This is a genomic window from Gelidibacter mesophilus DSM 14095 (assembly GCF_000423005.1).
Taxonomy (GTDB): domain Bacteria; phylum Bacteroidota; class Bacteroidia; order Flavobacteriales; family Flavobacteriaceae; genus Gelidibacter; species Gelidibacter mesophilus.
Map to the genome: position 1 here is coordinate 132,348 of NZ_AUHD01000008.1, position 12,425 is coordinate 144,772.

A 12,425-nucleotide genomic window follows, 5' to 3' on the forward strand; every position below is an offset into this window, starting at 1 on the left:
GTGTTCAGTTAAAAACCTCAAGACTCCTGCCTGCGCCGGAATTTAAAATCTAGACTTCTGCTCCTTTTAAAGGAGGAGTGTCTTCTGCTTCGAAAAAAAAGCAGAAGACGAGGTGGTTACACCGTGGTCAAAAACTATTCAGTTTTGAAAAAAACATCCTCGAAGAACCTAAAGCAATCTCATTTCGACAAGCTCAACGAAAATCACAGGAATTAATTTAACCCTTCCGTCTTTGAGCTCTCCCCAGCTCAAATTTAACATCCCTTGAGAGGAAAGGAATTTAAAAAATAGTCTTAATCTAAGATGTGAATAGGTTTTTAAAATGGAGTATTTAGATTTAAACTTCAATATACCTGTCTGCCCAGGAATCCTAAACAACCTCAAACAACTTACCAGGAAGCGGTCTAATTACGCCTTTCAATTCCATATTCAAGAGCACTCCCACCACTTTAAAAATTGGCATATTACATTCCAAGGCGATACTATCTAAAAGTTGGGATTCTCTGCTTTTAAGGAAATTATAGATAATTTTCTCCTCTTCTTCCAATTCCACAAACAGTTGTTTTTGGATAGCAGGCTTTTTATCATGTTCTAGCTCCCAATTTAAAATATAAGGCACATCTAGAGGTGTGGATAGCAAATGTGCTTTTTGGTATTTAATCAAATTGTTGCAACCAACACTTTGAGAATCTGTAATCCTTCCAGGAACTGCAAAAACATCCCTATTGTAAGAATTAGCTATATCTGCAGTGACCAAACTTCCGCCCCGCTCAGCAGATTCAATCACAATGGTTGCTTCACTCATACCGGCAATAACCCGATTACGTTTTAAAAAATTTTCTCGTTCGGGATTAGAAGTACTCCAAAATTCGGTCAAAAAACCACCGTTCTTTTCAATTTCGGCGACGTATCTTTTATGAACTTTAGGATAAACCTGATTCAGTCCGTGTGCCAAACAGCCTACAGTTTGTAAATTGTGTTTTAATGCAGCTTTTTGGGCCGTAATATCGGTACCGTAAGCAAACCCTGAAATAATTACTGGATTGAAAACTGCCAATTGTTCTACTAGTTGTTCACAAAATGCCACGCCAGAAGAGGTGATTTTACGCGTGCCCACAATACTTATGAGTCGACGCTGTTTTAAATCCACTTGTCCTGACTGAAACAAAAGGATAGGGCCATCAATACAATGTTTTAACTTTTCAGGATATTTGGTGTCCATAAAATACAAACATGTAATATTAGTTTCCTTTATGAATCTCAATTCGGCTTCTGCCGCGATCAAATGATTTTTGTTATAAACATCCTGCAACATATGGTACCCAATACCGTCAATTTTTAGCAGATGATTTCTCTTCTCTTTGAACACCGCTTCCGCAGATCCGCAATGCGCAATCAACTTTTTAGCAGTAATGTCGCCTATTTTGGGTACATTTTGTAGCGCAATAATAAAAATTAAGTCCTGATCTGACATCTATAAGATTGATTAAGAGGATAAACTGTTTAAACTTAAGCAATGTTAATAAATAGTAACCGTTTAATTTCCACGAAAATCAAAAATTCATAACTTTGTTTCAATGCATATAGAAACTTACATAAGCGATTTACTCTACCGTTACGACTGCGTAACGATTCCGGAATTTGGTGCATTTTTGACCAAACGCGTTTCGGCAAGAATTGATCAAAGCAACCATACTTTTTTTCCTCCTAAAAAAGTCATTTCGTTTAATGAGCAATTACAGCATAACGACGGCCTTTTAGCTAGTTATATTGCAGATGTGGAAAACATTCCTTACGAAATTGCTGTTCAAAAAATCAGCAAGCACGTGAAGTCTATTAAGTCTTTTCTGGCTGAGGGCGAAACTTTGAATTTTAACACTATTGGTGACTTAGTGTTAAATAGTGATGGTAGAATTCTTTTTGAACCAATCTATAACAGTAATTACCTAACCGAAGCCTTTGGACTTACAGAATTTAAAACTACCAGCGTCAATCGTGAAGTTTATGGGCAACAGGTAGAATCGCTAGAAGATGTTATTCCTATTGGAATCACTCCTGAAAGACGGATTACTAATGAAACCAACAAGAAACCGTATCTTAAATATGCAGCGGTAGCATTAATTGCTTTATCCGTTGGAGGTTTTGCGGTCTCATCTTTCTATAATAGTCAAGTAGAAACCCATAACCAATTAGCTCAGGAAGAAGCTAATGAACAATTGGATGTCAAAGTACAGCAAGCGACGTTTGTGATTGAAAACCCATTACCTGCCGCTACCTTAAATGTTGAGAAACAACAAGGCAAATATCATATTATTGCTGGTGCCTTTAGGGTTGAAGAAAATTCTGATAAAAAAGTAGAGCAACTCCAAGAACTCGGATTCAAAGCCAGAAAAATTGGGGTCAACAAATACGGACTTCATGAAGTGGTCTATTCCAGCTATGAAAATGGTAGCGATGCCTTAATGGCATTACGTGATATTCGTCAGAACTACAACAAAGAAGCTTGGATGTTAGTGCGAGAAATTCACTAGGTTTTTGCTTGTCAATCATTAGAAATTGGCTTTTTAGATACAAAGGACAAAAGGCATCATTCATTCTTTTATACACTTTCAATATTTAATTGAGCATGGTCTCCCCTGCTTATTTTTTATGTGATTTGGTCATTCCGAGGGTTAGAATTAGGAAATCATCCTGAATCATAAATTGATCGATATCACAGCGAATTCTTATAAAAAACATTCGTGTATTCATGACAAAAAATCCCAAATGCAACCTATCTTTGCACCTCAATTAAAAAACACACCCATGCAAGCCAAACACCCTAATGATTCCGTCTGTATAATGACCGATTTGGTGCTTCCGAGCGAAACTAACCCACTCAATAATTTATTTGGTGGCGAATTGTTGGCCCGTATGGACCGCGCGGCAAGTATTGCAGCGAGACGGCACAGTAGACGTATTGTGGTAACTGCATCCGTCAATCACGTTGCGTTCAATAGAGTTATTCCATTAGGAAGCGTGGTTACTGTGGAAGCGAAGGTTTCGAGAGCATTTAAAACTTCTATGGAAGTGTATATTGATGTGTGGATTGAAGATCGTGAATCTGGAGTAAGATCTTTAGCAAATGAGGCCATTTACACTTTTGTTGCAGTAGATGAAACCGGTCGTCCAACCGCAATTGAAGAAATTGTTCCGGTATCCGATTTGGAAAAAGAACGTTTTGAAGCCGCACTTAGACGTAAACAGTTAAGTTTGGTATTGGCCGGAAAAATGAAGCCAAATGAAGCTACAGAGCTAAAAGCCTTGTTCAATTAACGAATTTTTCGTTAAAATCTAAATAGCGGTATTCTTAGAAAGTCACAACGGTAAAATGATTCTATCTCACAATCCAAGCCGATGGATCCTGGAATTTTGAATCTTTATAGATGTGGAAGCTCAGCATACATTCGCCATTGGATGGGTCAGTGAAAACCTCCCCAATATCTTGGTTGGTGACAACCTTATCGCCTTTTGCTACATACACTTTAGATAGGTTTTTATAAACCGTAATGTAGTTACCATGTTGCACTAAAATCCAAGGATTTCCGGTTTTTGTACCTTGAACGGCTAACACCTCGCCATTAAATACGGCTCTTACCTTTGCGTTTTTATCTGTAGCAATTCTAATTCCACTACTATTGATTTCAATCGTATTATCAATGGACGAACGTTGCTTGCCGTAACGCACTTTAATGACTCCTGTACGCACGGGCCACGGTAATTTACCTTTATTGGACTCAAACTTGGCTTCCAACGCTTTGGCTTCCGGAGTTAAAGCAAATCCTTTAGAAGTAGTTTCAGATTTCCCTGCTTTTTTGTTGGATGCCGCAATGGCCTCTCGAATCAGCTTTTCTATTTCTCGGTCAATTCGATCAGCTTCCTGTTGTTTTTTCTTGATTTGTGAAGCGTAAGTGGTCATGTTTTTCCTTACGGAAGCCATGAGTTTTTGATGCTCCTTTACATCTTCCTCCAAGCGTTGCTTTGCCAATCGGTTTTCTTCCACCAATTTGTCCTTGTCCTTCTTCTGTTGAAGTAAGGTCGTGTTCAATTCTTGCAGTTTATCTGTCTTTCGCTTGATTTCCTCGCCTTGCTCCTTTTGATAGTCTGTATATTGCCTAATGTACTGAAGTCTCTTGTAAGCCTGCTTAAAATTCTCAGAAGAGAGTAAAAACATCACACGACTTTGTTCTGATTTACTTTTATAGGATTTGACCACCATGGCCGCATAATCCTCTTTCAGATATTTTAACTGATCACGAAGACTGCTGATTTGTTTTTGGTTGTTATTTATTTCCCGCGTTAATAGATTGGCTTGATCATTAGTAATTTTAATGAGATTTTTTCGGACATTTACCTTATAATTCAGATCTTCAACCGTGGTAATAATAGATTTCTCCTCCTTTTTGGTGGTGAAAAGTAGATTATTGATTTGCTGAATTTCCTTCAGAATTGTTTGACGTTTGGCCTCCAACTCTTTTTGCTTTTTACTTTGTGCGGTCATTGTGAATGTGCACAAACTAAAAAGTAAGATCAATCTGAATATGTTAGGTTGGTAACGCATTATTCAAGTTCAATTTCTTTGTATCCTGATGGAATGTTGAATGGGAATCGGACCTCTCCGTTTAAACTAATGGATTTAAAATCGAGATCAATAGTAATTTCATCATTTTTTTCTACTGCAATAATACGAATGTTTTCAGGAAAAATTTGTTTGCCCACCGCCTGATATTTCTTGTAATCTATCTGCAGCATACGTTTCTCTTTGGGTTGGTATAACTGTTGGGAATCCAATTTAAAAAACCCAGGATTAACAAGAAAAAACAACTCAAACAAGGCACGTTGATCTTTAGGTTTCAAAACATAGGAGTGATCATTTGGATCGGTTAAATAAGTGTCATCTTTCAAATTGAAAATAGGCTCCCCTAGAAAAATATTTTGGATCTTTTCAAAGTCAATCTCAGTGCCCAACAGTTTTGTCAATAAGGAAAAATCACCATCAAAATATTGATTGTTTATCTTGTCATAAAATTTGACACTATCCTGAGTGATCATTACTCGCGCAACCGCTAAAGGTGCGCTCATCCAGATGACCTTATCCTTTTCCATTCTCAAGTTTACCGTAGTTCCATTACTACTACTGCCTTCAGAATAATCAATTCGGACTCTGGCCTGCAAGGTTTTAAACCGAACATCTTGTTTAGCATTCTCCCTGATGATCTGTTTTGCGGTCATGTCTTTGTCAATTTCCGCATTGGAAGTAAGGCTCTTGGTAGATTTACAGCCCACACTTAAAGCTAATATAAGTAGCAATACACTTAGTTTATAAAGTCTCATTAATTTGGATTTGTTAAGGCAGCCGCCTTTTTTGCAAACGCTTGCGATTTGGAATTATTATTATTGAGTTTATAAGCTACACTCAGTTGATTGTAAAAGTCAGCTTCCATCTTTGGATCATCAATCACATAATCTAAGCCTGTTTCCAAAGTTGAAATGGCTTTTTTACCTTGCTTCAATTTGTTATGCGCAACGCCATTGATCAGATATAAAATAGGTTGCGCCGGGAATAACTCTATAGCCTGCTCACTTTTTTCAATGGCATTTTTTTCCTGATTTAGGTCAATTTGAAGTAAGAGCACATCTTTAATCACCGCAAAATTGTTTGGCTCCAATTTTAAGGCATCTTCAAAATACATTAAAGCTTTTGGTTTATCTTCAAGTTTTAGATAGTATTGCGCCAATTCGACAAGCGTTTGAAAGCTCTTATTTTCATCAATCATAGCGGTCACATCAATCAGATCTTTTTCATACTCTGGATGCTTTGCTACAAAATTTATAAAATCGTTGAGGACTTTAGTTTTGGCATCGGCATTAATTTCCGGGGCTGTCAAAACGGTTTTCATTGAGGCAATCGCTTGGCTTGTTTGATTCTTATCCAAATAAAACTTGTACAACGCCAAATGTACCAATTTGGATTCTGGTTGCACTTCTAAGAGCTTCTGTGCAGTTTCAAATGCCTTTTCTGTTTCTCCAGTTTCGCTATATCTATAAATCAGGGTGAGGTAATTGGTTTCATTATCAGGATCTTGATCCAAACGCTCTTGTAAATTGTCAATTCTGTCTGCATCACGTCCCGTGATGTTGTATATTTCATTTCTCAAAAAATCCCTATCGGCACTTATCCCAAACTCCTTATCCAGTTCATCCAATAGCTTTAAAGCATCTTTATAGTCTTTACTTTTAATGTATAAGGAGGCCAAATCCTGACGGTAATCAGGATGGTATTTAACGAGTTGTTTAACCGTTTTTATGGCTTTTTTAGTATCTCCTTGTTGATTATATACATCATAAAGCTCATCTAAATACCACTCATTATCGGGTTCTTTGGAAACTGCTCTTTTCAAAGCATCTTCAGCAGCACCAAAGTTTTTGAGTTTGTTATAATTTTTGCCTAACTCATAATATACGACAGGTTTATCATCCAATTTTTTACATTTTAGAAGAGCATCAATGGCGCGTTGGTAATTTTCAATGCCCTGTTGCTTCAAGGCCTCAAAAAAATGTTCCTGAAACATATCTTCTACATTTCCAAGATCATCCATTGGTTTCTGGGTAAAATCAACTTGGGCATGAGAAGCTTGAGGGATGCTAAACATTACTATAAAGAGAATTAATATGTGGATTTTATATTTCATTTTGCTGCCCCGACTGCACTAATTGTTTTAACGGATGATTAGAATGTGATAAGCGTGATCTCGAATATATTATCTGGTTAATTTGCGAGATCAACTTCGTTGAACCGCAAGAATTTCGGCCGTTACTTCGATAAACTCAGCAACAACTCAGGAATTAGCTAAGATCAGAATAATCCCCAATACTAATCGTTTTAAAATTGCCATCATAATAAACATGATTTCCAATCATGGCCTCATCTAAATTAGCATTTTTTATGATGCTGTGTGTTTGGATCAAGCTGTTTTTTATGGTAGCATCCGTTACGGTACAATTGTTACCAATAGACACATTTGGACCGATGGTTGCATTTTTTAAAATGACATTTTCACCAATAAAACAAGGTTCAATAATCTTTGAATTTTCTAAAGTCACTGATCCTGCCATCATTTGTTCTTCGCCATCCGATTGTATAAATCCTAACATTCTTGTGTTGGTTTCAACAGTTACCGCTTTATTGCCACAATCCATCCACTCCTCAACTTCTCCTGTTTTAAAGACTTTGCCTTTGGCCATCATGCCTTTAATACCATCATTGATTTGATATTCTCCTCCATTAATGATATTATTGTCCAAAACAATCTGCAACTCCTGTTTAAGAACGTTGACATCCTTAAAGTAGTATATCCCGATAACTGCTAAATCGCTCACAAAGTCCTTTGGTTTTTCCACAAGCTCCACAATTTCTTTATTGGTATTTAATTTAACAACGCCGTAGGCTTCAGGTTGATCGACTTGTTTTACCCAAATAACGGCATCAGCTTCTGGATCCAAATTAAAATCGGCTCTAATCAAAGTATCCGCATAAGCAATTACAGCTGGTCCTGAGAGCGAATCCTTGGCGCACATAATGGCGTGGCCAGTGCCCAAAGGTTGATCTTGCCGGTAGATGGATGCTTTGGCGCCTAAACTGGTGGCCAACTCCTTTAAACTTTCAACGACCTCATCTCCAAAAAATGCAGGATCTCCCAAAATAAATGCAATCTCTTCAATAGGTTGGTCCAATACTTTGGCAATATCCTTGACTAATCGATGCACTATAGGTTGTCCCGCCACCGGAATTAATGGTTTTGGAACTGTTAATGTGTGTGGGCGTAAACGTGAACCACGTCCCGCCATTGGAACTATTATTTTCATATTCAATTACCTGCGAAGGCAGGTATCTATTTTGGTTAAACTTATTTTCTAAATTTATTATAATTCAAATTTAAATGTATATCCATCCAACTTGGGTTCTAAGACCTGTGGAGGAAGGTATCCAACAATGCCAAATTATTCTCTCAACTTATTGTAATTCAGCTTCCAATCCGTTATCATATTCTTCCAAATATACCAATATGTCACAATTATATTTGGCAGTAAATGATTTTGGGTACACTTTTAACCTATGCTCCTTCACTCTTTCCTCTATACTATCCGATATTCCAATATATAAAACACCGTTCATTTTATTTGTAATTATATATATACCAAAGCTTCATAGTTTCTATAACGAGATTAGAAATGTTGGATTTAAACTTAGCTTATCCTTAATACTTTCCTTTAGAAGTATCAGAACTGAGTATTTCTTGTCTTTTAAATCACGAGATTCCTGCCTTGGCAGGAATTCTACAAAACGCCAGTACTCCCAAATCCACCGTCACCTCTTACTGTTTCAGAAAGCGTTTCAACAGAAACCCATTCTGCACGTTCGTGCTTGGCAATTACTAATTGTGCAATACGTTCGCCATTAACAATTTCAAAATCTTCGTTGGACAAGTTGACCAAGATAACGCCAATTTCGCCTCTATAATCGGCATCTATCGTTCCAGGAGCGTTCAATACAGTTATCCCCTTTTTTGCAGCGAGACCACTCCGAGGTCTTACTTGTGCTTCAACCCCAATTGGAAGCTCTAAGAATAAACCTGTACCCACAATACTTCTTTCTAATGGTTTTAATAGTCTTGATTCTGATAAATTGGCACGTAAATCCATTCCCGCCGAGGCTATAGTTTCATAGTTGGGTAAGGCGTGATTGGATGTGTTGATGATTTTGATCTCCATAAATGATTTATTTTCTTGCTACAAATTCACGACTATTTATTTATCAGATATAATCGGAATCGTTTGATTTATTTTTATTTACTATAATTCAGCTAAACACTCAGTTGTTCAATACAACCTATTTGTTTTTTATGAGTTCTTTAATCTGATTTTTTTCGAGCATAACCACTAAAAATAGGAACATCAACAATAAGCCAATGCCTACCACATAATTCTCTCGAAATACATAAAACGAAATTACCGAAAATGCCGAGGATACTGCTAAATAGAGTCCCATTTTTTTCAAATTATACGGAATTGGGTAATATTTTTGTCCGTAGTAATACGAAACAAGCATCATACAAGCGTAAGCAGACAAAGTCGCTATCGCCGATCCCACATAACTGATGATGGGAATGAGCCAAAAGTTAAGTGCTAAGGTTAAAAGCGCTCCAAACACTGAAATATAGGCGCCAAACTTCGTTCTATCGGTTACTTTGTACCACACCGATAAATTATGGTAAATACCAAGACATAAATTGGCCAATAAAATAATCGGAACAATGACCATGGCTTTCCAATACGCTTCATCGCCTATCAGCATCATTTTTAAAATATCGGCAAAAACCACAACGCCTAAAAGGATAACAGATCCTAAAATAACAAAGTACTCAAGAATTATAGCATAGTTCTTTTTAGGATTTTTACTATTGGCATGACTAAAAAAGTAAGGTTCCACACCAAGTTTATAAGCCGTTACAAAAAGTGTCATAAACATGGCCAATTTGTAACAGGCTGAATACATTCCGATCTCACTTTTAGCAATGTTTTCTGGTAGAAGTTTATTGAGAAGCACCCGGTCAAAGGTTTCATTAATTGAAAACGCAACACCCGCAACCAATACTGGAAAGGCATAAGTCATCATTTTTTTCCAGAGTTTGGTATCGAAGGTATATTTAAGTTTGAAATAGAAGGACGACATCAATATCAACGTTACCGCACTAGCGACTAAATTGGCAATAAAAATATAGTTGATTTCAAAATCTGGCCTGTAAATGGCTCCCAACCATGATGAGTCTGTTGCCAAATCCTTTAACCACAATAACAAAAAAAGGTTTAAACCCAAGTTTATGGCGACGTTCAGAATTTTAATGACTGCATATTTAACTGGTCTTGCATTAGCCCTTAACCAAGCAAATGGTATAATGACCAACGCATCCAACAACAAGATCCAAATCACCAAATTAATATATTCGGCTTTGATGTCTATAAAATTTGCAATATCATTCTGAAAAATTAGAGCAACACTAAAAAAGAGAAAAGAAGATACTATCAGTGAAATTGAAGACGTTCCTATAACTTTAGCCTGATCTTCCTCCTTATTAAAGAACCTAAAAAAAGCCGTTTCCATACCATAAGCCAGAATAACGTTGAACAGTACAAAATAAGTGTAGATTAAGGACACATCGCCATAATCTGCCACCGATTTTAAGACGCTTTCGTCGGTATGCAAACGCACTAATAAAAAACTCAACATTCGTGGCAGCACTGTGGCTAAACCATAAATAAAGGTTTGTTTAAAGAGAGATTTTAAAGTGCTCAAGAGTTTTTTTTGGTCTGCTAAATTACAGTTTTATAAGCCTAATTGCAAGCTATGTTTTATTGCGCTTGAGTAAGATAAAGTGGCTAAATTTAATTAGACTTTTCAATGATATCTTCAATCTTAAAATAACGGGTTTCACCATCCACTATATAACTGATAATACCCTCTGATTGTCCCAATTTATAGGGTATGGTCTTAGGAATTCTTGGCGGTTTATTTTTCATTTCTTCCAAAGGATCACTGCTCATAATGATATCAGGGTTTGATTTTTCAGGAATTTCAAATTTGCCGATATAAAACGTATTTGAATCTACGGACTCTTTAACCAGTTTGGTGATTTGGTTTCTAAAATAAACAGAATCTAAAACAATGCTGCTATTGTCATTTCCAACTATAGGAATATGTAATGTAAAACCTGTATTGGCAACTTCAGGAGAAGTCCAAGATTCAACGTAAACTTCCCCAATAGCAAAAGGTGGGGCATCTTGTAATTTTTGATTCTCCGAGCATTTTGAGGTGCTTAAAATCATCATTACGACTGTTGAGATAAGAGGTACAATTTTCATAAGTCATGTTTTTCTTTGTGGTACTAATAACAAATAGTATTCCATAAAATAAACATAAGTATCCAAACGAACACTACAAAAACTAAAAAGCCTCAATTCTGAGGAAGTGAGGCCTTTAAATTACAAGATTAGCTGCGCTCCCCAACAATTACTAAAAATTCTTTTGTAATGGTAGCTTTACGTGTTTTGTTATAGTTCGATTTAAAGCTGATCAATCAACTCTGTAGTGGTAAGAGGGCAAAAAAAAGCCTCACTTTTGGAAAGTAATGCTTCTTATTATGAGATTAGCTGCGCTGTACCTAAAGGTTTCCTGCCTTCCTGTCTGCCGACAGGCAGGCGCATGAATTGGTTAATTATTAAGAGCTTCCGCTATTTAATAATTTAGCTCCACTGTATTCCGCCTAATTATTGAGAGCTTCCGCTCGTGGATAATTTGGCTCCACTGGGTTCCGCCTAATTATTAAGAGCTTCCGCTCGTGGATAATTTGGCTCCACTGTGTTCCGCCTAATTATTAAGAGCTTCCGCTCCTCCAACAATTTCAAGGATTTCATTAGTAATAGAAGCTTGACGTGCTTTATTATAAGTCAATTTCAATTGATCTCTCAACTCGGTAGCGTTATCTGTTGCTTTATGCATGGCCGTCATACGAGCCCCGTGTTCAGAAGCGAAAGAATCTCTAAGGGCTTTGTAAAGCTGTGTCTTTAAAGATTTAGGGATTAATTGCTTAACTATTTCTGCTTTTGAAGGCTCGAAGATGTAATCAGTATCAACATCATCAGCATCTTCCATAGGAACAATTGGTAAAAATTGCTCGGTCATGATTTCTTGAGTTGCCGCATTCTTAAACTTGTTATACACCAAAACAATTTTATCTGCCTCTTGTTTCAAGAATTTATCCATCAATACTTCGGCTATCTCTGCAACAGTATCAAAAGTCAAATCATCATAGATGTCACTTTTATTTCCAATTACTCTATTGCTTTTCTTAAAGGCATCATTGGTTTTTTTACCAATCGCCAAAATAGAAACTTCCTTACCTGCATATTCCGCATGTATCAAGCGATTAGTTGCTTTGATAATGTTAGAGTTGAAAGCTCCTGCCAAACCTCTGTTAGAGGTTATGGATACCAACAACACTTTGTTGACCTCACGCTGGTCAGCAAATTCACTTCCAGAATCAGCATCTAACGTTGCGCTTAAGCTTTGTAACAGTTCTGTTAATTTATCAGAATACGGACGCATTGCAGTAATAGCATCTTGTGCCTTCTTTAACTTTGCAGCCGATACCATTTTCATGGCACTGGTAATCTGCATCGTAGAAGATACCGATGTAATTCTGTTACGTATTTCCTTTAAGTTTGCCATTTTTCAATTAGAATTAAGTATTAAGATGCGAGTATTAAGACTAGCACAGATACTTTGCTAAATATTTGACTTTATACACAAAGACTAAAAGTTTTCAATT

The 12,425-nt window shown here is 36.7% G+C and carries 12 protein-coding genes; 2 read left to right on the plus strand and 10 right to left on the minus strand.

The window, feature by feature from the left end:
- Positions 1–370: 370 nt before the first annotated feature.
- On the minus strand, positions 371–1,474 hold the full coding sequence (gene dprA / locus G525_RS0110870) for a DNA-processing protein DprA (protein WP_027126199.1): 1,104 nt from the start codon (positions 1,472–1,474) through the stop codon (positions 371–373).
- A gap of 103 nt (positions 1,475–1,577) precedes the next feature.
- On the opposite strand from dprA, the gene G525_RS0110875 reads away from it, so the two are divergent.
- Both G525_RS0110875 and G525_RS0110880 read left to right on the plus strand, forming a co-directional pair.
- Positions 1,578–2,531 (plus strand): HU domain-containing protein, encoded by a 954-nt coding sequence (locus G525_RS0110875; protein ID WP_027126200.1) that lies wholly within the window; start codon positions 1,578–1,580, stop codon positions 2,529–2,531.
- 274 nt (positions 2,532–2,805) lie between these two features.
- A complete protein-coding gene (locus G525_RS0110880; RefSeq protein WP_027126201.1) occupies positions 2,806–3,315 on the plus strand; it encodes an acyl-CoA thioesterase in 510 nt (169 codons plus the stop codon).
- Between the two features lie 61 nt (positions 3,316–3,376).
- Here the strand turns inward: G525_RS0110880 and G525_RS0110885 are convergent, their stop codons facing one another.
- The 9 genes from G525_RS0110885 to atpG all read right to left on the minus strand — a co-directional run bounded on the left by G525_RS0110885 (position 3,377) and on the right by atpG (position 12,325).
- Positions 3,377–4,540 (minus strand): murein hydrolase activator EnvC family protein, encoded by a 1,164-nt coding sequence (locus G525_RS0110885; protein ID WP_245577775.1) that lies wholly within the window; start codon positions 4,538–4,540, stop codon positions 3,377–3,379.
- 59 nt (positions 4,541–4,599) lie between these two features.
- Positions 4,600–5,349 (minus strand): lipoprotein insertase outer membrane protein LolB1, encoded by a 750-nt coding sequence (gene lolB1, locus G525_RS0110890; protein ID WP_245577776.1) that lies wholly within the window; start codon positions 5,347–5,349, stop codon positions 4,600–4,602.
- A 23-nt stretch (positions 5,350–5,372) separates the two neighbouring features.
- Complete coding sequence (locus tag G525_RS0110895; protein WP_027126204.1) at positions 5,373–6,731, minus strand: tetratricopeptide repeat protein; 1,359 nt, start codon at positions 6,729–6,731, stop codon at positions 5,373–5,375.
- A gap of 154 nt (positions 6,732–6,885) precedes the next feature.
- Positions 6,886–7,905, minus strand: coding sequence for a sugar phosphate nucleotidyltransferase (locus tag G525_RS0110900; protein WP_027126205.1), 1,020 nt, complete (start codon positions 7,903–7,905; stop codon positions 6,886–6,888).
- 148 nt (positions 7,906–8,053) lie between these two features.
- Complete coding sequence (locus G525_RS20760) at positions 8,054–8,236, minus strand: GIY-YIG nuclease family protein (RefSeq protein ID WP_425402519.1); 183 nt, start codon at positions 8,234–8,236, stop codon at positions 8,054–8,056.
- A 140-nt stretch (positions 8,237–8,376) separates the two neighbouring features.
- On the minus strand, positions 8,377–8,811 hold the full coding sequence (gene dut / locus G525_RS0110910; protein WP_027126206.1) for a dUTP diphosphatase: 435 nt from the start codon (positions 8,809–8,811) through the stop codon (positions 8,377–8,379).
- A gap of 118 nt (positions 8,812–8,929) precedes the next feature.
- Positions 8,930–10,393 (minus strand): lipopolysaccharide biosynthesis protein, encoded by a 1,464-nt coding sequence (locus G525_RS0110915; protein WP_027126207.1) that lies wholly within the window; start codon positions 10,391–10,393, stop codon positions 8,930–8,932.
- A gap of 89 nt (positions 10,394–10,482) precedes the next feature.
- Positions 10,483–10,959, minus strand: coding sequence for a hypothetical protein (locus tag G525_RS0110920; protein ID WP_157491922.1), 477 nt, complete (start codon positions 10,957–10,959; stop codon positions 10,483–10,485).
- A gap of 505 nt (positions 10,960–11,464) precedes the next feature.
- Positions 11,465–12,325 (minus strand): ATP synthase F1 subunit gamma, encoded by an 861-nt coding sequence (atpG, locus tag G525_RS0110925; protein WP_027126209.1) that lies wholly within the window; start codon positions 12,323–12,325, stop codon positions 11,465–11,467.
- Positions 12,326–12,425: the final 100 nt, after the last annotated feature.